This window comes from bacterium SCSIO 12741 (genome assembly GCA_024398055.1).
Taxonomy (GTDB): domain Bacteria; phylum Bacteroidota; class Bacteroidia; order Flavobacteriales_G; family Salibacteraceae; genus SCSIO-12741.
The window spans coordinates 4,178,231-4,198,039 of record CP073749.1 but is presented as its reverse complement, the minus strand read 5'-3'; the positions used below and the strand labels follow the sequence as shown (position 1 = coordinate 4,198,039).

The 19,809-nt window shown below is 43.5% G+C and carries 19 protein-coding genes; 13 read left to right on the top strand and 6 right to left on the bottom strand.

Features of this window, described 5'->3' with window-relative positions; all coding sequences use genetic code 11:
- Positions 1 to 14: 14 nt before the first annotated feature.
- The 4 genes from KFE98_17915 (at position 15) to KFE98_17900 (ending at position 3,376) form a co-directional block, all read left to right on the top strand.
- Positions 15 to 1,229 (top strand): MFS transporter, encoded by a 1,215-nt coding sequence (locus KFE98_17915; GenBank protein ID UTW61868.1) that lies wholly within the window; start codon positions 15 to 17, stop codon positions 1,227 to 1,229.
- A 95-nt stretch (positions 1,230 to 1,324) separates the two neighbouring features.
- Positions 1,325 to 2,737, top strand: a complete 1,413-nt coding sequence (locus KFE98_17910; GenBank protein UTW61867.1) for an MBL fold metallo-hydrolase — start codon at positions 1,325 to 1,327, stop codon at positions 2,735 to 2,737.
- A 10-nt stretch (positions 2,738 to 2,747) separates the two neighbouring features.
- Positions 2,748 to 3,053 carry a rhodanese-like domain-containing protein gene (locus KFE98_17905; protein ID UTW61866.1) on the top strand — a complete coding sequence of 102 codons (306 nt, stop codon included), beginning with the start codon at positions 2,748 to 2,750 and terminating at the stop codon, positions 3,051 to 3,053.
- An 11-nt stretch (positions 3,054 to 3,064) separates the two neighbouring features.
- A complete protein-coding gene (locus tag KFE98_17900) occupies positions 3,065 to 3,376 on the top strand; it encodes a rhodanese-like domain-containing protein (protein ID UTW61865.1) in 312 nt (103 codons plus the stop codon).
- 120 nt (positions 3,377 to 3,496) lie between these two features.
- On the opposite strand, the gene KFE98_17895 is transcribed toward KFE98_17900, so the two are convergent.
- Positions 3,497 to 4,123: an outer membrane beta-barrel protein gene (locus tag KFE98_17895; GenBank protein ID UTW61864.1), complete on the bottom strand. Its 627-nt coding sequence runs from the start codon at positions 4,121 to 4,123 to the stop codon at positions 3,497 to 3,499.
- 90 nt (positions 4,124 to 4,213) lie between these two features.
- Between KFE98_17895 and KFE98_17890 the strand changes: the two genes are divergently transcribed.
- Positions 4,214 to 4,720, top strand: a complete 507-nt coding sequence (locus tag KFE98_17890; protein UTW61863.1) for a hypothetical protein — start codon at positions 4,214 to 4,216, stop codon at positions 4,718 to 4,720.
- A 208-nt stretch (positions 4,721 to 4,928) separates the two neighbouring features.
- Complete coding sequence (locus KFE98_17885; GenBank protein ID UTW61862.1) at positions 4,929 to 6,287, top strand: MATE family efflux transporter; 1,359 nt, start codon at positions 4,929 to 4,931, stop codon at positions 6,285 to 6,287.
- A gap of 59 nt (positions 6,288 to 6,346) precedes the next feature.
- On the opposite strand, the gene KFE98_17880 is transcribed toward KFE98_17885, so the two are convergent.
- Positions 6,347 to 6,757: a hypothetical protein gene (locus tag KFE98_17880; GenBank protein UTW61861.1), complete on the bottom strand. Its 411-nt coding sequence runs from the start codon at positions 6,755 to 6,757 to the stop codon at positions 6,347 to 6,349.
- A 252-nt stretch (positions 6,758 to 7,009) separates the two neighbouring features.
- Positions 7,010 to 7,429 (bottom strand): nucleoside-diphosphate kinase, encoded by a 420-nt coding sequence (locus tag KFE98_17875; GenBank protein ID UTW61860.1) that lies wholly within the window; start codon positions 7,427 to 7,429, stop codon positions 7,010 to 7,012.
- Between the two features lie 238 nt (positions 7,430 to 7,667).
- Here KFE98_17875 and KFE98_17870 point away from each other — a divergent pair, with 238 nt between their 5' ends.
- From KFE98_17870 to KFE98_17850, 5 genes are all read left to right on the top strand, one after another.
- Positions 7,668 to 8,690 carry a bifunctional oligoribonuclease/PAP phosphatase NrnA gene (locus KFE98_17870; GenBank protein UTW61859.1) on the top strand — a complete coding sequence of 341 codons (1,023 nt, stop codon included), beginning with the start codon at positions 7,668 to 7,670 and terminating at the stop codon, positions 8,688 to 8,690.
- 328 nt (positions 8,691 to 9,018) lie between these two features.
- A complete protein-coding gene (locus tag KFE98_17865; GenBank protein ID UTW61858.1) occupies positions 9,019 to 9,357 on the top strand; it encodes a hypothetical protein in 339 nt (112 codons plus the stop codon).
- 34 nt (positions 9,358 to 9,391) lie between these two features.
- On the top strand, positions 9,392 to 10,057 hold the full coding sequence (locus KFE98_17860) for a hypothetical protein (GenBank protein ID UTW61857.1): 666 nt from the start codon (positions 9,392 to 9,394) through the stop codon (positions 10,055 to 10,057).
- Positions 10,021 to 10,815, top strand: a complete 795-nt coding sequence (locus KFE98_17855) for a sensor histidine kinase (GenBank protein UTW61856.1) — start codon at positions 10,021 to 10,023, stop codon at positions 10,813 to 10,815. The genes KFE98_17860 and KFE98_17855 overlap by 37 nt, the downstream gene beginning before the upstream one ends.
- Positions 10,816 to 10,825: 10 nt before the next feature.
- The gene (locus KFE98_17850) at positions 10,826 to 11,494 is read left to right on the top strand and encodes a response regulator transcription factor (GenBank protein UTW61855.1); all 669 of its coding nucleotides are present in this window, start codon (positions 10,826 to 10,828) and stop codon (positions 11,492 to 11,494) included.
- A 73-nt stretch (positions 11,495 to 11,567) separates the two neighbouring features.
- Here the strand turns inward: KFE98_17850 and KFE98_17845 are convergent, their stop codons facing one another.
- From KFE98_17845 to KFE98_17835, 3 genes are all read right to left on the bottom strand, one after another.
- Positions 11,568 to 12,149: a hypothetical protein gene (locus tag KFE98_17845; GenBank protein ID UTW61854.1), complete on the bottom strand. Its 582-nt coding sequence runs from the start codon at positions 12,147 to 12,149 to the stop codon at positions 11,568 to 11,570.
- An 83-nt stretch (positions 12,150 to 12,232) separates the two neighbouring features.
- Complete coding sequence (locus KFE98_17840; protein ID UTW61853.1) at positions 12,233 to 12,871, bottom strand: hypothetical protein; 639 nt, start codon at positions 12,869 to 12,871, stop codon at positions 12,233 to 12,235.
- Between the two features lie 220 nt (positions 12,872 to 13,091).
- The gene (locus KFE98_17835; protein ID UTW61852.1) at positions 13,092 to 15,704 is read right to left on the bottom strand and encodes an ATP-dependent Clp protease ATP-binding subunit; all 2,613 of its coding nucleotides are present in this window, start codon (positions 15,702 to 15,704) and stop codon (positions 13,092 to 13,094) included.
- 263 nt (positions 15,705 to 15,967) lie between these two features.
- On the opposite strand from KFE98_17835, the gene gyrA reads away from it, so the two are divergent.
- Positions 15,968 to 18,562, top strand: a complete 2,595-nt coding sequence (gyrA, locus tag KFE98_17830; GenBank protein ID UTW61851.1) for a DNA gyrase subunit A — start codon at positions 15,968 to 15,970, stop codon at positions 18,560 to 18,562.
- An 87-nt stretch (positions 18,563 to 18,649) separates the two neighbouring features.
- On the top strand, positions 18,650 to 19,789 hold the full coding sequence (locus tag KFE98_17825; protein UTW61850.1) for a tetratricopeptide repeat protein: 1,140 nt from the start codon (positions 18,650 to 18,652) through the stop codon (positions 19,787 to 19,789).
- Positions 19,790 to 19,809: the final 20 nt, after the last annotated feature.

Below are 19,809 nucleotides of genomic sequence, written 5' to 3'. Positions count from 1 at the left end.
TTCGCTGTAATTCTATGACAAAATCGGAAATTGTACTTGGTCTAAAGGAGAACTGGAAGCAGTTTACTTTACTTGTTATCGTCAATGCCTTTGTAGGTGGAATGGTAGGGCTTGAACGATCGATCTTTCCGGAATTTGCCGAATCAGAGTTTGGAATTAAGTCCCATACAGCAATTCTTACCTTCATTATAGCTTTCGGGGTAACCAAGGCATTAGCCAACTATTTTACCGGAAAACTGGCTAATAAATGGGGGAGAAGAAACCTCCTAATTATAGGTATGGCCTTGGCTATTCCTGTACCGCTCATTCTCATGAGCGCTCCTTATTGGTACCTGATCATTATGGCCAACATTCTATTAGGAGCCAGTCAAGGATTGGCCTGGAGCAGCACGGTGGTGATGAAAATTGACCTGGTAGGAGAGAAGGATCGCGGCTTGGCCATGGGACTCAATGAATTTGCTGGTTACCTCGCAGTAGGACTCGTTGCTTTTCTTTCTGCCTATATCGCCCATGAATATGGAGTAACTCCCTATCCTTTTTACCTGGGATTGGCCATCGCAGTAATAGGTTTCTTACTGGCTATTCTTTGGGTTAAAGACACCCATCACCACGTAAAGCTCGAAACCACCCAAGACGACAAGGAAGAACTGGATCATGTCTTTATCAATACCACCTTTTCTGACAAAGCCTTGAGTTCCATTACCCAGGCTGGAATGGTTAATAACCTAAACGATGGTATGATTTGGGGTCTCCTTCCAATTTGGTTGCTTTCTATGAGCTATTCCACCGATGATGTAGGCTTGATTACGGCCATATATCCAGCCGTGTGGGGAATAGGGCAGCTGTTTACCGGAAAAATGGCCGACCTCTTTAATAAAAAGAGCTTACTCTTTTGGGGCATGCTGGTGCAAGGTTTGGCCATACTACTGATTCCATCCTTGCAATCTATGGCCACCTTGATCACTGTTTCCGTTTTATTGGGTTTGGGTACCGCATTGGTTTATCCCACTTTTTTGGCGGCAATAGCTCAATACACTTCAGCGCAGCAACGAGCGGAGAGCATTGGTGTATTCAGACTTTGGCGTGATTTGGGCTATGCCATCGGTGCTTTGCTTTCCGGAATTATAGCAGATGCCTTTGGCCTTAGCTTTGCTATCATGAGCATTGGTGTGCTCACCCTCATTTCCTCCCTGATCATTCGTTTTCGAATGCCCGCAAGCCGAAAATAGGCGGGTTTTAACATCTGCTAAGTGCTTGTGTAACATTTGTCGCTGTGCAGGAAACAGAGCCACGATACATTTGCCTTGTAATTTGAAAATAACACATGAAAGTAGAACAGATATATACCGGATGTTTAGCACAAGGTGCTTATTACATCGAAAGCAATGGAGAAGCAGCTATCGTTGATCCCTTGCGAGAGGTACAACCTTATATGGACTTGGCCGAATCAAGGGGAGCTAAGATCAAATACATTTTTGAAACTCACTTCCACGCTGACTTTGTAAGTGGACACGTAACCTTGGCCGAGAAAACCGGAGCACCCGTAGTATATGGACCTTTGGCTGCTCCTAAATTTGAAAGCCTGGTAGCTGAAGATGGTCAGGTATTTGAACTTGGGAATGTATCCATTAAGGTTATTCACACGCCCGGGCATACCATGGAAAGTACCACTTTCTTGCTGCAGGATGAAAATGGTAATCCTCACTCCATGTTTAGTGGCGACACCTTGTTTCTTGGAGATGTAGGAAGACCAGATTTGGCTCAAAAGGCCGCGAGCATGACTCAGGAAGAACTGGCAGGAATTTTATTCGACAGTTTGAGAAACAAAATTATGACCCTTCCGGATGAAGTAATCGTTTATCCAGGTCATGGTGCAGGATCTGCCTGTGGAAAAAACATGAGTAAAGAAACGGTGGGATTGTTAGGCGAACAAAAAGAGACGAATTACGCTCTACGTGCCGACATGACCCGAGATGAATTTATAAAAGAAGTGACCGATGGTTTGTTACCACCTCCCGCTTACTTCCCCTTTAACGTTAAGCTGAATAAAGAGGGTTATGCCGATGTGGATGAAGTAATCGAGACTGGAAATCAAGCCTTGTCACCAGAAGCCTTTGAGTTGGCTGCAAATGAAACAGGAGCTGTAGTTCTGGATGTTAGACACCAGAATGATTTTGCTCAGGTTCATGTGCCAAACTCCATTTTCATTGGAATTGACGGGAATTTTGCTCCATGGGTGGGAGCTATGATTCGGGATGTGGAACAGCCTATTCTACTTATCACGCCAGAAAACCGTCTCAATGAAACTATCATCCGGTTATCCAGAGTTGGTTTCGACAACGTGATTGGATACCTGGATGGAGGATTGGACGCCTGGCAAGATGCAGGAAAAGAAGTGGATTCAGTGGAAGGAATTAGTGCGGAGGAATTTGCAGCCCTACTCAAAGACGAAAAACCCGTGATTTATGATGTTCGCAAAACAGGGGAGTACCAGTCTGAACACGTCATCGATGCGAATAACACACCCTTGGATTACTTGAACGATTACCTCTCCGAATACCAAGGAGTAGAAGGAAAGCGCTACCTGTACTGCGCCGGAGGATATCGTTCGATGATTGCCAACTCCTTACTTAAGTCACGAGGAATTCACGGAATCATTGATGTATTGGGCGGTTTTTCGGCCATCAAAAACACCGATGCACCGGTAAGCGAATACGTTTGTCCAAGCACACTTTAAACTCACTACCATGGGATTATTTGGAACACTGAAAGATCTGTTATTGGGTGGAAGAGTTGACTATAAGGGCCTAGTAGAGAATGGGGCCCTTATAGTCGACGTTAGAACGCCACAAGAATATAAATCCGGACATGTAAAAGGGAGTATCAACATTCCCTTGCAAACCCTACTGTCCAATTTGAAAAAGGTTAAAAACAAGGAAGTCATCCTCGTATGTCGATCGGGAGCCAGAGCTGCACAAGCGAAATCGATGTTGACTTCGAAAGGAATTACGGCTTACAATGCCGGACCTTGGCAAACCTTGAGAAACCTCTAAAACTGTTTGAAATGGAAAACATTACACCTGTTGAATGGAAGGAGAAATTGAGCAACGATTCCCAAGCGGTAATCGTAGATGTTAGAACTCCTGGAGAGTGCTCTGAGGGAATTCAGCCTGGAGCCATTCAACTCGATATCATGAACGGTCAACGCTTTATGGAAGAAACCGAAAAGTGGGACCGAAACAAGAACTACTACGTTTACTGCCGAAGTGGGAATCGCAGTGGACAAGCCTGCCAGTATCTGTCGGGCAAAGGATTTACCACCTTTAACCTGTTAGGTGGTATGATGACTTGGGACGGCGAAGTAGTAGCCCCCTAAGTTCATCGGGTTATCACGTTTAAGAGCAAGAGCGCCTTTCTCACCGGAGGGCGCTCTTTTCATTTATTTCTGTTGGAAAATTAGAAGTTGAGCGAACTGTCGATCCTGGTTGCCTGCCCTTTACTTCTTACGCCTTCTGGGAAAAAGGAAGTTGTATTCGAAGGCCAAACCTGCCCGAAAGGCACGATCAAACTCGTAGGAACCGAATATAAGCATCCTTACTTCATGCATTTCTTCGAAGGTATGGGCAGCTCCGAATCCAAAGTAAAGAGTCCAGTCAAAATCCTCCGGACCAAATCCATTATCCGAGGCAAACTTTTCGGATATCAAGCTATCCGTTGTCAAGCTGTTTAATATCCATTTTTCATTGGTGTGCACGGTCCAGCCAAGACCCGTTTGAAAATAAGGGCGAAAGGAAACCTCGGGATCTACAATGTAATAGGTGAGTAGAAGAGGTACCTCCAAATCCGTTTGTTGCAGTACCCGTTTCCCGCTGGTGTTTTGCTTGAGGAATTCCGTGTATTTATAACGACCACCAAACTGAATAAACAATCGGTCACTTAAGTATACACCACCCAAAAGGCTGGAGTGGTAGGTTGTTCCATTCTCCGTATCCTCAGTTTCACTGCTTAATCCATTGGCAAAAGTGCTGGACAGATCCAATCCCAAAGACCACTGACCCTTTTGGGCAAAGGCCTGCATTCCAGAAAGGAGAATAACAACAAATAAGAACTGAGAGATTCGCATAGTTTGGAATTAACGGGGTTAAAAATAGATTATTTGACACCCTCGGTGCAAGAGGCAATTTGTGGTCTGGAAAAACACTACCTTGCCAGGATGAACCCAATATCGCGACTCCTGGTTGGTTTACTTCTCTTTATTGGTGTTTCCGGCATGGCTCAAAATTCACCTAAAATTCAGATTGGCGGCGGATTAAACTATGCTTTAAAGCTAAACACTTCGGGCATTAATGGACGAGCCTACCTTCGCTTGGGTGATCACCTGAGAGCCGGACCTGAGTTTACCAAGTTTTTAAAAAGAACCCATTCTGGCAGTTTCCAAAACGAGGATCATGATGCCTTCGAAATCAATTTTGTGGTGCATGGAATGTTGTACACTTCAGATTTTGCCGGAGTATATGGATCGGGAGGATACAGCTTTTTTTCTGAGAGAATTACCAAACAACAAACCGGCGAGTCTTCCAATCAAACCTGGCATGGAGCCAAACTTGGAGCAGGCGGGTTTCTGGAAACAGGACCAAGTACCTTTTTTTTGGAATACCATTACATCCTTGGAGGGGCTGACGATCATGTAGTTACGATTGGATATTTGTTCGGCTTCTAATTTTTCTTTTCCCTTTTTTTCATTTTTATCCCAACCTCTTCCAATTTCTTAGGTACAGCCCAATAGAGAAACAGAATTATTAATCCGAATCGCACGTGATAAAGCGGAAGTTCCTTGTGAATTTCCGCTTTTCATTTTTATAGCCCTTCCTGAGCATCCGTGCGCCTCTCTCACTTGATTCAAATTAGTTGTAACATTGCCCCCTCGTATGAAAGACACTTCAGGGGAGCTCGGTCAACTCGATATCGGACGTTTACTTCTTAAGCAGGCTGTACCAGCATCCGTCGGATTTCTGGTCATGTCGATTTACTCCATCGTAGACACCATTTACGTGGGGCATTGGGTGGGTTCTTTGGGTATTGCTGCCATTACGGTAGTTATGCCGCTAACCTTTCTAATTTCATCCATAGGTATGGCCGTTGGAGTAGGAGGGGCCTCCATTATTTCAAGGGCCCTGGGTTCGGGCAATCGGGAGAAAGCCTACCACACCTTTGGCAATCAAATTGGATTCACCCTTTCCCTGTCCTTGGTGGTGGTGTTTATTAGCTCCTGGTACGATGCCCCCATTCTCCAACTGTTTGGAGGCCATGGAGAAATTTTGCCCTATGCCCAAGACTATTTCGAAATATTAGTTCCTGGCATACCCTTTCTGGCTTGGGCCATGATGGCCAACAACGTTATTCGGGCGGAAGGAAAAGCTCGCTGGGCCATGTATACACTGATCATTCCAGCGATTATCAATATCATTTTAGATCCCATTTTTATCATCTGGTTAGACATGGGCTTAAAAGGAGCCGCCTGGGCTACCTTGATATCTTATCTATTTTCTGCCGGCTACACCTGTTTGTTCTTTTTCAGTAAATGGACCGAAATGAAGTTCTATTGGAAATCCCTTATTCCGGATTTATCCATCTTAAAAGAGCTTTTTTCTATTGGTTCCATCACCCTGGCCAGGCAGGGGTCGGTTAGTTTACTCACCGTGGTTTTAAATCATTCGCTGTTTTCCTATGGCGGTGAAATGGGCATAGCCATCTATGGAGTAATCAATCGGATTTCTTTGTTTGCTCTCTTTCCAGTTATTGGTGTAGTACAGGGATTTCTTCCCATTGCGGGGTATAATTATGGGGCCAAAAACTGGGATAGAGTAAAGGAGGCCATTTCTGTGGCATACCGCTATGGAACGGGAGTATGTTTTCTAATCTTCTTGCTCATTCTGGCATTTGCTCCCTGGATAACAGCCGCGTTTACACAAGACGAAGAACTTTTAAATTCGGCCCCCTTTGCCATGAGAATGGTTTTCCTGGCCGTGCCTTTGGTAGCTGTTCAATTAATAGGGTCGGCCTATTTTCAGGCCATTGGCAAAGCGGTGCCAGCCTTGCTGCTTACGCTAACTAAACAAGGCTTCTTTCTCATTCCATTGGTCAGTATCTTTCCCTTGATTTGGGGAATTGATGGAATCTGGTATTCCTTTCCAGTAGCCGATGTGCTGTCGGCTTCAGTTACTTGGTGGTATGTTCGCCAAGCAGTCAAAAAGCAACTTCCGCAAACGGAATCCACCTCAAATTAGGGCAAAAAAAATCCGGCCCCTTTGGAGGAAGCCGGATTACTATGAATGAGGACTTAGTCCTATTTTTTCGTACCTGTTACGGAAACTGAAATAGCTCCCAAAAAGCTTGTTGTAGCCAGGTTAGCGGTCATGGAAGTAGAGTTAATAGTTCCAGAACCAGTCCAGTCAAATGCTGGATCGTTATCACCCGTTACGGTATAACGAGAAGTAGCATCATCCAAACGGATGTAGATGTAAGTGTTAGCAGATGTGTCAATTTCAATTTTAAGATTTTGAACACTGCTTCCGTTTTTCTCTACTGCAAAGTCTCTGCTCTCTGTGTTCGAGCTACCAGCAATGGCAAGAGTAATGGAGCCTGCATAGGTTCCGATATAAGTAGATCTTAGTTCGTCAGCGCAGCGATCTCCAGTATAGAAATCAGTACACTCGCAGTTTCCGTCGGCTGAGTTACAGGTTCCCCGTTTTGACAATCAACATCTTTACATTTTCCACATGAAACCAAGGTAAAGATGGCTCCGATCGCTAAAGCAAATAGTAATTTCTTCATACATTAAGTTTTTGTTGTTAATCTAATCTCCGTAATCCCAGTCATGTAAATGCGGGGGAATAGTTGTGTTTTAAAGGGCTAAAATAGAATAAAAGGAGGCAAATTCGCAAAAAAAAACCTCCAAAGCCCAATACAAATGGGATGGAGGTTTGTTCAATGTTATCTTAAAGTAAACTTAAAACTGCTCTCTTTTAGAGAAGAAGAAGCCACCTTCGATTTGCGCGTTTTCGTCAGAGTCAGAGCCGTGAACAGCGTTTTGAGCCTTGCTTTCAGCAAACTCTTTACGGATGGTTCCTTCAGCAGCCTCAGCTGGATCAGTAGCACCAATTAGTTCGCGGAAAGAAAGTACAGCGTTGTCTTTCTCAAGGATAGCTGCAACGATTGGAGAAGAAGACATGTAGTCTACCAACTCGCCGTAGAATGGACGCTCGCTGTGTACAGCATAAAATTCTCCAGCCTCTGCTTTAGAAAGTTGAGTCTTTTTCATCGCTACGATGCGAAAACCAGCTGCGTTGATTCTTTCTAAAATGGCTCCAGTATTTCCTTTGGCTACAGCCTCAGGCTTAATCATGGTGAAGGTTCTGTTTCCTGACATGATAGATATCGTTTAATTCGTTTTCAAAATTTGGCTGCAAAATTAGCTTAATCCGTCAATCTTACGCTAACAAACTTTAATCTTAAGTTTATTTTCACACCCGACTCAACTAAAAACCAAGTACTTTATCAATTGGATGATCCTTATCCACTAAAACCAAAGCTGTTAAACGGGCACTATATCTGGAATAACGGCGTTTATTGGCCTATCTTTGACGGCTAATAACGATTACCAGTAAGTGAGCACTTTTCAATACGCAGAAATCAAGGAGGCTATTCAAGAAGCCCAGCAGATTGTCATTATATCACACAAATCTCCTGACGGAGACGCCATTGGTTCATCCTTAGGGCTTGCCCATGTGCTAAGGGCATTAGATAAAGAGGTTACCGTAACCGTTCCTGATGCCTTCCCACAGTTTCTTCAGTGGATGCCAGGGCAAAAGGATATACTTCGCTTTGATTTACATGGAAATGATGTTCGAGAAGCGCTGACCAAGGCGGACTTGATTTTCACCCTGGACTTTAACGCTTTACACCGTATTGGAGAAGAGTTTGGTTCAGAAGTGGCACATGCCAAGGCACCCAAGATTTTGGTGGATCATCACCGGGAACCTTCCGATTTCTACACCTATGCCGTTCATGATATCGAATCCTGTTCTACTGCCCAATTGGTTTACGAGCTCATTGAAGCGGCTGAATACGACCATCTCTTAAACGTAGAGGCCGCCGAATGTTTATACTCAGGTATCTTGACCGATTCGGGATCGTTTCGTTTTCCTTCTACATCGGCCAGAACGCACGAAATTGTTGCGCGTCTCATTGACACCGGACTCAACATTAGTAAGGTATACAACAAGATCTACGATAACAATTCACTCTCCAGAATTCGATTACTGGGTTATGTTTTGGGCAAAAAGTTGAAGGTAAACCGGGATTTTTCTCTGGCCTACATTACTCTTTCTCTGGAAGAAATGAACACCTATCACTACAAACCTGGAGACACCGAAGGATTTGTGAACTATGCTTTGTCCGTTTCAGGCATTCGTTTTGCCTGCATCATGAAAGAAATGGAGGAGGGAGTCAAAATGTCTTTTCGTAGCAAGGGCAACCTGGATGTCAATCAATTCTCCAGACGCTATTTCAGCGGTGGAGGTCACCTGAATGCCGCAGGAGGCGTTAGCCCGATGGGATTACAAGAAACCGAACAACATTTCGTAGAAGTAGCCAAAGGATATGTGGACGAGTGGAGAGGGAAGAAGTGATCGCTTTTTGAATCTTCATTCTTGAACCTTCTTCAATTTCCAATTTTGAATTCTGAATACTAAGAACTTGAGATTACTTACGGTGATCGCTTTGCTCTAAATTGAAGATTCACGATTGGAGATTAATTATTCAGACTCTGTTATTTATACTTGATCATACAGGTATTTATACGGGTTTGTATACCCTTCTTAGATTTCAGATTGTTGATTTTTAAGACCTTAGAACTCAGCCATTAAGTTGCCTGTATAACAGCCCTTGAATCCACCGGAGGCGGGTTGTACCTTTAGAAGCTTTTCTAACATTATCAATTAAAATCTTAACAACATTATGAGTGGCATTATCAATGGAGAAGTACCGCTATCGTTAGCTGTGAGCCAAACTAAAAAATGGCAGTGCAACCGCCCCAATGAACCCAAAGCTTTTCGATTCGACAAGTCCGATTTTGAGCATTTACTCTCAGAACCCAATGTGGCTTACATCCGAATCTACTTTGGTGAAGATGATCAGGGGAAACAATCGGTGTTTGCCGTTGGAGTGGATCAGGCCGATTATGATCTAACCGGTACAGAAACCAATAGCAGGGTTTACGATTTTGCACAACCTTGCCCTCCGACCTGCGCACCAAATCATGTTTTAAACCATGAAGATCCTTGCCAGTCTTTATGATTTTCTAATGCTCAATTAAAAATTCAACCACCTTATGCAATTGAGTCAATGGCTTAGTGGAGTCATATCGATTGCTCCGCTCTTTGTACTACTGCCTTTAGGGTTGTCCTGGGTCCTATACGGACGCCTGGATAAACCCTTGAGGTGGCTTTCTTGGTTAATGGTAGTATCAGCGGTTACTGCACTGATAGCCCATTTGTTATGGAAGGAAAAAATCAACAACCTGCCTATACTTCACGTCTATACCAACCTCGAATTTTTGATGCTCAGTCTCTATTTCTACTGGCGACTTAAGCCCATGCTTTCACCCCGGGTTTTAATCCTTATTATCCTGTTCTTTTTTGGCTATTCCCTGGTAAATAGTTTCTTCTTTCAGCACATTTATGAGAACAACAGCAATGCCCGTGCACTCGAAAGTATCCTTCTGATATTCTTTTCCCTGCTATTATTTTATAAATTTATCCGTGAAGCGCGGATAGTAAGGCTTGAACAAACGCCCGAGTTCTGGATCAATTCTGCAGTGTTGCTCTATTTTTCGGGAAGCTTCTTTCTATTTGTCTTCAGTAACTATGTGGTGAACATGAAGCGTGAATGGGCCACCGTATTTTGGGGAGTCCATGCCATTTTTTATGTGATCTATTTGTTGCTTATATCAATTGGCCTATGGAAAGTGCGGAGGAATACCGAATATATTTCATGATTTTCACCGGCATGTTCGGAATGTTCATGCTGGCAGTCTCTCTCATTGTTTTTCTGGTTATCTATCAAAAGAAGGTCATGCGGCAGCAATTGGATCTTCACAAGCAGGACATCAACCACAAAGAAACCCTCATCCATAGTAACATTCAGGTTCAGGAAGAGGAGCGGAAACGTATCGCCAGAGATTTACATGACAATTTCGGAGTGTCCTTGTCAGTGGTCAAATTCAGGTTGTATGAACTGCTCAACCACTCCCAAGATCAGGGATTCATTCGGGACTCGGTTTATTCCACCAACAACATGATTGATGAGATCATCTCCGACATCCGGAAAACCGCTCGTAATCTACTGCCTACAGAGTTTAAAGAAATTGGTCTAAGTGAAGCTGTCAGCCATTTGATTGAGGAACTCAACCGCTCCGAAGACTTAGACATTTACTTCCATACCGTCGGACTCATTCCAAGAATGGAGTACCGAGTGGAGCTTTCTCTTTACCGAATTGTACAAGAGAGCTTAAACAACGCCGTAAAACATGCTGAAGCCAACCAGATCCTGGTGGAAATGGGGGTAGGGCAGGACGGCAAGTTTTCCCTCAAAGTGAAAGACGACGGTAGGGGATTCAGCCTAGAACAACGCAACGGACATAGTCTTGGACTCCAAAATATTGAGAACCGAGCCAGAATGATAGGGGCTAATGTGCAGTTTCTATCCGGATTGGGAAATGGTACAGAGGTAGTCACCACCATGTTAAAAACTTAAACTAAACGTCATGAAACAGATCAATTTGGTTATTGCCGATGATCACCTGCTATTTAGAAAGGGACTGGTTTCACTACTATCGGCAAAATCGCAGTGGTTGGAATCGATAGAGAGTGTTTCTAATGGGAGGGAACTGTTAGAATTGTTAGAGCGAACTGAGCGTCCGCCGGATGTAGTGCTTCTGGATCTTGAGATGCCTGAAATAAATGGACAGGATGCAGCCCAGGAAATCATGAAATGTTACCCATCAGTCAAGATTATCATGCTTTCTATGTACAGCAATGAAAGGCTGATTTTGAAAATGATTGAATCCGGAATCAGTGGATACCTGCTTAAAAATGCATCGCCCCAGGAAGTGGAAAAGGCCATTATATCAGTCATTGAAACCGGTTTTTACTACAACAACTACATCAGTGAAATCATGCGTAACGGTATTATGCACAGGGAGCGCAAAAAGTCCTACACCCGATTCAACGTATCCTTTACGGATAGAGAGTTAGATGTACTTAAACTGATATGCAAGGAACATACAGCTACCGAAATCGCAGAAAAGCTCTACATCAGTCCACGAACCGTAGAAGGACATAAGAAGAACCTTCTAAGTAAAGCCGGAACGAAGAATACCGCTGGCTTGGTCATTTTTGCGATTAAAAATAGCTTGGTTCAAGTGGAAGATTGAATCTATATCCGAATAGATTTAAGCTGATATGAATCTGAGAATTTCCCGTTTACCACTTTGGTATGAATGGCCATCATTTCGTATGATGAATGGAAATGGACTTATTGGGATCGCAGAATTTCTCGTAAAAGTAATGGGTGGTATCCCCGCTATTGGCATCTATTTGAAACACATCAACAAAAACCGTTTCATAAGGAATGACATGAACTATCTCTTTGATTAAAGGTTCTCCCAATTTCGCCGGACTTACATATTCTTGATAAGCAAGCAAAGTGTCACCTTGTAATCGTATGACTGGTCTTACGGCATCCTTTGGATCCGATGGTTCCATTTTGAGTTCCATATAAATGCGATCACAGCTAACAGATACCTCTTTGTAATTCTCCTCTTGAAAATCGAGATCAACATGAACCCGATTAAAACCACACCTGGAGTGAGGGCCAACACCTATATAGTAATTGTACTTGTCATGGCGCTTCTTAAACTCCAGTTTAAACCGACCATTTTCGTCAGTTCTGGATACATCTTCTTCAATCCAGTTGCCAAATAGCCATTCGTGATATTCAATCGTAACCTGAGTATTGGGAATAGGTTGCTCGTACTGTGAATCTATCAAAACACCCTCAATACGTGTGGTTTTATTTCGCTTACCCATACAGCCCCCGAGAATTATCAGGCAAAGAGATAAAAAAACAAAACGGTATGGTCTTAAGCTTTTAGCCATCAGTCATCCAGCTGTTAACTCTGGAAATAAACATATAGATCATCTTCTGGATCGCAGAGTATATCGTAGGTTTTTGTTGTTATTTCTCCAGTGTAATCACGGTATTGAATTTCGATCCAAACGGAATCATAGGGAGCCACCAATAATCTTTTTCTGATGAAGGATTCATGCGAATGATGGGGATAAATAAAATGAGCTGCACGAGCGATGGTATCACCACCTTGAATGGCGATGTATTTAAACGCATCACTCTTTAAGGTGGCTTCCATATGCATTGTTAAATAGGTAGGGGAGCAGATCATTTCAAAATCCAAATGATTCTCCTCTTGGAAATTCAGGTCCAACAATTCGCTTTCAGTATCCTTACACCACTCACCATTGTAGAAAAACTGAATGTAGTATTGCGATCGGTTCAACCGTTTATTGAACTGCAATTCATATTCGCCATTTTCATTCGTTTGGGCTCGATCTACCTCCTTATAATTGGATCCGAGTACGGTAAGGTAGCCAATGGACACCGTCGCATTTTTCAACGGAAGATCATAGATATCACTTCTTACTACCCCCTTAACCACGGTCACATCCTTCCTTTCCGGATTGCAACCCAACAAGATTAATACGATCAATAAGATGCAGTAGGTGAGGTTTTTCATGATTGGATTTGCCTCCAAAGTTAGCAAACAATAGGGATTGTAGGAAGTAAGCCTACTCGTTCAGGTAATCATCAGGCTAGCGTTTTAAACTTAGAGTTGATCCTAAACACGATTAAATAGGCTCCTATTGAGCCAAAAAAAATCCCCGACGAATTCAATCATCGGGGATCCTTTTTAATTTTTATTGATCAGGTTAAATTACCAATAACCGCTTTGATCTTTATGATTTATCATCTGCTTTTTCTTCGCCATTGGATTCATCCTTTTTCTTGGTATTTCCCTTGGCTTCGGCAGGCTTACGACCTTTTTTAACCTTCACTACCAACTCGTTTTTATCCTTATTTAAAGTAACCTCAAGTGTGTCACCTTCATTTAGGTTAGAGTTAATAATTTCTTCAGCCATAGGATCTTCCAGGTATTTCTGGATGGCACGCTTCAATGGGCGAGCACCAAATTGCTGATCATAACCACGTTCAGCAATATATTCCTTCGCCGGATCGGTCAACTTGATTTTGTAGCCCATGTTCTCCACACGAGAGTACAAGTTCTTCAATTCAATGTCAATAATCTTGAAGATGTCTTCTTTGCTCAATGTATTGAACAAGACTACATCGTCGATACGGTTTAGGAATTCTGGAGCAAAAGCCTTTTTCAATGCGTTTTGCAATACACTTCTGCTGTGTTCCTCAGCACCTTCTTGCTTAGCCGTGGTGGAGAATCCAACACCTTGGCCGAAGTCTTTCAACTGACGAGTACCAATATTGGATGTCATGATCACAATGGTGTTGCGGAAATCCACCCGTCTTCCCAAAGAATCAGTAACAATACCGTCATCCAATACTTGAAGCAGCAAGTTGAACACATCGGGGTGGGCTTTTTCAATTTCATCGAGCAATACAACAGAGTAGGGGCGACGTCTTACCTTTTCGGTCAATTGTCCACCTTCCTCGTATCCAACGTATCCAGGAGGCGCTCCTACTAAGCGAGAAACGGCAAATTTCTCCATGTACTCACTCATATCGATACGAATGAGGTTGTCTTCTTTATCAAATAGGAATTTAGCCAACTCTTTAGCCAATTGAGTTTTACCAACCCCGGTAGGCCCAAGGAAAATAAAAGAACCAATCGGCTTGGATGGATCCTTCAATCCGGCGCGGTTACGCTGAATCGCACGAGTCACCTTGCGAATGGCCTCATCTTGGCCAATCACCGAACCTTCTAACTGTTCAGACATCTGAGACAAGCGAGCACTTTCTTTCTGAGCAATTCGCTGAACCGGAACTCCAGTCATCATAGCGACCACTTCAGCCACGTTTTCATCGCTTACCGTTTCGCGGTGGTTACGGGAATTTTCTTCCCACTTCTGCTTAGCCGCTTCCAATTCTTCTTGCAGGCGACGCTCCACATCACGTAGTTCAGCAGCCTCTTCGTATTTCTGAGAACGCACCACTTGGTTTTTCTCTTCTTTGGCTACTTCTACCTTTTTCTCCAAATCAATGATTTCCTTAGGAACCTTGATGTTGGTGATGTGAACTCTTGAGCCAGCTTCATCCAGGGCATCAATGGCCTTGTCTGGTAGGAAGCGGTCAGAAATGTATCTTTCAGTAAGTGTTACACAGGCCTTAATGGCATCATCTGTAAAATGTACATTATGGTGATCCTCGTAACGCTCTTTAATGTTGTTTAGAATCTGAATCGTTTCATCAATAGTAGTAGGCTCAACCAATACTTTCTGGAAACGTCTTTCAAGTGCTCCGTCCTTTTCAATATTGGTTCGGTACTCATCCAGAGTAGTGGCACCGATACATTGAATCTCGCCTCGGGCCAATGCAGGCTTAAACATGTTGGAGGCATCCAAAGAACCACTGGCACCGCCAGCTCCAACGATAGTATGGATCTCATCGATGAACAGGATTACATCTCTCGATTTCTCCAATTCATTCATTACCGCTTTCATACGTTCTTCAAACTGACCACGGTATTTCGTTCCAGCTACCAAAGAAGCCAAGTCAAGAGTAACCACCCGTTTATTGAACAATACACGCGATACTTTACGCTGAACAATACGCAGCGCCAAACCTTCCGCAATGGCTGACTTACCAACACCTGGCTCACCAATGAGCATCGGGTTGTTCTTTTTACGACGACTCAGAATTTGAGAAACACGCTCAATTTCTTTTTCACGTCCAACGATGGGGTCAAGTTTTCCATCTTCGGCCATTTTGGTCAAGTCGCGACCAAAGTTGTCCAATACCGGGGTTTTTGATTTGACAGAACCCGAAGATGCTCCACGGGAAGAGCCTCCGCTGCTGCCTCGGTATCTTTGTTCGTCATCATCCTCTTCAGCGCTACCCGGAAATTCTCCGGCAGCCTTTATGTCTTTGTTCTTTTCTGAGAGCATCAGCTCCAGTTCTTCACGTACTACTTCGTAATCCACATTAAATTGACTTAATGCCTGGCAGGCAATGTTGTTTTCATCTTTAAGAATAGAGAGGAGCAAATGCTCTGTACCGATGATAGAGCTCTTAAAAAGCTTTGCCTGGAGGTAAGTTACCTTTAAAGTCTTTTCAGCCTGTTTTACCAGCGGTATATTGCCGTTGTTCGGCAGTTTCGATTTATTCCCCAACGGTGTAATGCTGTTTTCCACCGATTTTCGCAACTCCATCAGATCCACATTAAGATTTTGAAGTATGCGTATAGCGACCCCTTCGCCTTCACGTATCAGACCCAGGAGAAAATGCTCAGTGCCGATGTAGTCGTGACCCAATCGGAGCGCTTCTTCTCGGGAGAAGGTAATTACGTCTTTGACGCGGGGTGAAAAATTCGTATCCATATAAGTGTTCTTTCTAGTGTTGGAAGAACCATTATCAAGAATGGTTCCAATAGTCGCAAAATAGCCAATATTTCAGCATATCCAAAATTACTTGCTGACACTTTGGCAACGGTTGTTAATAAAACCCTTTTTATACACCGTTTTTTGTTAATAAAAGCGACTGAAAACCTACTATTTATAAGGGGTAAACGGTCTATTTTCGATTACCGATTTAATGCGGGCTTAACGCCCGTTTTACAATTTACTAAAACGCTGAAAATCATATGGCTGACGGAGAAAAAATAATTCGGGTCAATATTGAGGAGGAAATGAAAGCAGCCTACATCGACTATTCGATGTCGGTTATTGTTTCCCGGGCACTGCCAGATGTGCGTGACGGATTTAAGCCGGTACACCGCAGGGTATTGTTTGGAATGCAGGAACTGGGTGTTCTCTCCAATAGACCTTATAAGAAATCTGCCCGTATCGTCGGGGAAGTACTGGGTAAGTATCACCCACACGGTGACACCTCAGTTTACGACACCATGGTGCGGATGGCTCAGGACTGGTCGCTGCGTTATCCTTTAGTCGACGGACAGGGTAACTTTGGTTCGGTAGATGGTGATAGCCCTGCTGCCATGCGATACACCGAGGCCCGTCTTCGCAAAATTGCGGAGGAGATGCTCGCTGATATCGATAAAGAAACGGTAGATTTCTCCCTCAACTTCGATGACTCCCTGGAAGAGCCTACAGTGCTACCTACCCGTATTCCCAACTTGTTGGTAAACGGAGCCAGTGGTATTGCCGTAGGTATGGCCACTAACATGGCCCCACATAACCTGGGTGAGTGTATTGACGGAATCACGTCTTACATCGACAACAACGATATTCCTATTGAAGAATTGATTACCCACGTAAAAGCTCCTGACTTTCCTACAGGCGGGATCATTTACGGATACGAAGGGGTAAGAAGTGCTTTCGAAACCGGGAAAGGTCGTATTGTTATTCGCGGTAGAGCGGAGTTTGAAGAAACAAAATCAGGTCGGGAGCGCATCGTAGTAAGTGAGATCCCTTACATGGTGAACAAGGCGGAAATGATTTCCAAAACCGCTGACCTGATTAATGATAAGAAGATTGAAGGCATCTCGGATGTTCGCGATGAGTCTGACCGTAAAGGGATGCGTATCGTATACGAACTAAAACGTGATGCAATTCCAAATGTGGTATTGAATAACCTGTTCAAGCACACCGCGCTACAATCTTCATTCTCAGTAAATAACATTGCCCTTGTTAAAGGTCGACCTCAGTTGTTGAACCTGAAGGAAATGATCGAGTTGTTTGTTGAGCACCGCCATGAAGTAGTCGTACGCCGCACGGAATACGAACTACGTAAAGCGGAAGAAAGAGCTCACATTCTGCAAGGTTTGATGATTGCTTTGGATAACCTGGATGAGGTAATTGCCCTTATTCGTGGATCCAAAACTCCAGAAGATGCCCGTACCGGCTTAATGGAGAAGTTTGAGTTGAGCGAAATTCAGGCTCGTGCCATTCTGGACATGAGGTTGCAAAAGCTTACCGGACTTGAAAGAGACAAACTGAGAGAAGAATACGAAGAGTTAATGAAGCACATCCAATGGTTGAAAGACATTTTGGGTGACGAGGCTATTCGTATGAAGATCATTAAGGATGAATTGATCGAAGTAAAAGAGAAGTATGCGGATGACCGTCGCTCAGAAATTGAGTACTCTTCTGCTGACTTGAGCATCGAAGACATGATTCCTAATGAGCGTGTGGTGGTAACCATTTCTCATGCCGGTTACATCAAACGCACCAAGTTAAGTGAATACCAAACTCAAGCTCGTGGTGGAGTAGGATCGAGAGGTAGTACCACTCGTGACCGTGACTTCCTGGAGCATATTTTCATTTCCAATACCCATAACTATTTGCTCATCTTTACCGATAGCGGTAAGTGTTTCTGGATGCGGGTATTCGAAATTCCGGAAGGAAACAAAACCTCGAAAGGTAGAGCCATTCAAAACCTGATCAACATTGAGTCTCAGGATAAGATTTTGGCTTACAACGATGTGGAGAACCTGAAGGACGAAGACTTCGTGAAGGATCACTACATTGTGATGTGTACGGAGAAAGGTATCATTAAGAAAACTTCTTTGGAAGCTTATTCTCGTCCACGAAGCAACGGTATTATCGCCATCAATGTTCGTGAAGATGATAAGTTGATCGAAGCACGTTTGACCAATGGAAAGAGCCATATTATGATGGCACTGGAAAGTGGTCGCGCTATTCACTTCCCAGAAGATAAGGTAAGATCAGTAGGTCGAAATTCAATGGGAGTAAGAGGGGTTACCCTGGCACACGACGACGACCGGGTGATTGGTATGATCATTATCAACAACAATCCGGAAGAGACCGTTCTTGTAGTGTCTGAGAAAGGATATGGTAAGCGCTCTGCTGTAGATGACTACCGAATCACAAACCGGGGTGGTAAAGGGGTGAAGACCCTGAACATTACCGACAAAACCGGTAAGCTGATTGCCTTGAAGCTGGTAAGCGACGAAAATGACCTAATGATCATTAACAAGTCTGGAATCACCATTCGGATGGCTTGTGAAGATCTACGGGTAATGGGACGTGCCACTCAAGGTGTTCGCCTGATTAACCTGAAAGGAAAGGATGAAATTGCTTCTGTAGCCAAAGTGGACCATGAGGAAGACGATACGGTTTACGTATTGGATGAAGAAGGGAATCCTGTACTGGATGAAGAGGGCAACAAAATTGTAGCTGAAATCCCCGAATCATCGGAAGAAGGGGAGGATGGCACGACTGTTGATCCTGAAGAAGGCAGTGAGACCTCAGAATAAATACCTTTATTAATACATAAATTTTCAAGCGGAGTTACCTTCTATCTGGTAACTTCGCTTTTTATTTGCAAAAAATTGAAGCACAGTATGAGAAAGTTAGTAATTGCCGTAATGCTTTTGTCATCAACTGCCATTTACGCGCAAAAGAGCAAAGTAACTAGTACAAACAACTACTTGAATTACAATGAGCTCGACGATGCTAAAGAAGCAATTGATGCGGCGACTTCCCATCCTACCACTACAGATTGGTGGAAGACCTATTTCTACCGCGGACGAGTATACTTCGCGATAGCCACATCTCAAGATCCTAAATATGCATCCATGAAGGGTGATGCCGTTGTAGAGTCGGCTTCGGCTTACGAAAAGGCATTGACCTATGAAGACAAGAAAATGGACAAGGATGAGATTAAGCGTGAATATGCCCGTTTGGCCAATACTGCATTTGATGCAGGTATTCAGAGCTACAATGCTCAGGATTGGGCTAACTCATTGAAGTATTTCCAAATTTCTGAAAAAGTAGGAACTGCCAGCGGTGTTGTTGATAGCGGAGTGCTTTTCAACATTGTATTGGTAGCCATGAAAGCCGGTCAAAATGATGTGGCTTTGGAATACCTCGACAAAAACATTGAGAAAGGATACAAAGGAGCTGTACCTTACCAAAACAAGGCTACCATCTTGTTGGGTAACGCTGACACTACCGGAGCATTGGAAGTATTGAAAATGGGTCGTGAGAAATTTCCAAGTGATCAAGGCTTGATTACTCAGGAATTGAACATTTACCTGGTTAGCGGTCGTTTGGAAGAAGCCTTGGGCAACCTGGACGCTGCTATTGCCAATGATCCTACTAACTACCTGTTCTTCTTTGCAAGAGGAACCATTTATGACAAAAACGGAGATTCAGAAAAAGCAGTAGCCGACTACACGAAAGCTACTGAGTTGAATCCTCAGCACTTCGATTCTTACTACAACATTGGAGCCCTTTACTACAACCAAGGTGCAAACCTGATTACTGAGGCAAACAACGTTCCTCCGAGTGATCAGAAGAAATACGAAGAGTTGAAAAACGCTGGATTGGACAAATTGAAATTGGCTATGCCTGCGTTAGAAATGGCTCACCAATTGGATCCAAAAAACACAGATACCATGGTTTCTTTGAAAACTACCTACACTTACTTAGGTAACACGGAGAAGGCCATCGAGATTCAAAAGAAGATTGACAGCATGTAGGATTTATCCTCATCAACGAT

Bases quoted from the DNA above. Each gene is read 5' to 3' on its own strand.
- KFE98_17915 (UTW61868.1), top strand. From the start codon at position 15: ATGACAAAATCGGAAATTGTACTTGGTCTAAAGGAGAACTGGAAGCAG.
- KFE98_17910 (UTW61867.1), top strand. From the start codon at position 1,325: ATGAAAGTAGAACAGATATATACCGGATGTTTAGCACAAGGTGCTTAT.
- KFE98_17905 (UTW61866.1), top strand. From the start codon at position 2,748: ATGGGATTATTTGGAACACTGAAAGATCTGTTATTGGGTGGAAGAGTT.
- KFE98_17900 (UTW61865.1), top strand. From the start codon at position 3,065: ATGGAAAACATTACACCTGTTGAATGGAAGGAGAAATTGAGCAACGAT.
- KFE98_17895 (UTW61864.1), bottom strand. From the start codon at position 4,123: ATGCGAATCTCTCAGTTCTTATTTGTTGTTATTCTCCTTTCTGGAATG.
- KFE98_17890 (UTW61863.1), top strand. From the start codon at position 4,214: ATGAACCCAATATCGCGACTCCTGGTTGGTTTACTTCTCTTTATTGGT.
- KFE98_17885 (UTW61862.1), top strand. From the start codon at position 4,929: ATGAAAGACACTTCAGGGGAGCTCGGTCAACTCGATATCGGACGTTTA.
- KFE98_17875 (UTW61860.1), bottom strand. From the start codon at position 7,429: ATGTCAGGAAACAGAACCTTCACCATGATTAAGCCTGAGGCTGTAGCC.
- KFE98_17865 (UTW61858.1), top strand. From the start codon at position 9,019: ATGAGTGGCATTATCAATGGAGAAGTACCGCTATCGTTAGCTGTGAGC.
- KFE98_17860 (UTW61857.1), top strand. From the start codon at position 9,392: ATGCAATTGAGTCAATGGCTTAGTGGAGTCATATCGATTGCTCCGCTC.
- KFE98_17855 (UTW61856.1), top strand. From the start codon at position 10,021: ATGGAAAGTGCGGAGGAATACCGAATATATTTCATGATTTTCACCGGC.
- KFE98_17850 (UTW61855.1), top strand. From the start codon at position 10,826: ATGAAACAGATCAATTTGGTTATTGCCGATGATCACCTGCTATTTAGA.
- KFE98_17845 (UTW61854.1), bottom strand. From the start codon at position 12,149: ATGGGTAAGCGAAATAAAACCACACGTATTGAGGGTGTTTTGATAGAT.
- KFE98_17840 (UTW61853.1), bottom strand. From the start codon at position 12,871: ATGAAAAACCTCACCTACTGCATCTTATTGATCGTATTAATCTTGTTG.
- KFE98_17835 (UTW61852.1), bottom strand. From the start codon at position 15,704: ATGGATACGAATTTTTCACCCCGCGTCAAAGACGTAATTACCTTCTCC.
- gyrA (UTW61851.1), top strand. From the start codon at position 15,968: ATGGCTGACGGAGAAAAAATAATTCGGGTCAATATTGAGGAGGAAATG.
- KFE98_17825 (UTW61850.1), top strand. From the start codon at position 18,650: ATGAGAAAGTTAGTAATTGCCGTAATGCTTTTGTCATCAACTGCCATT.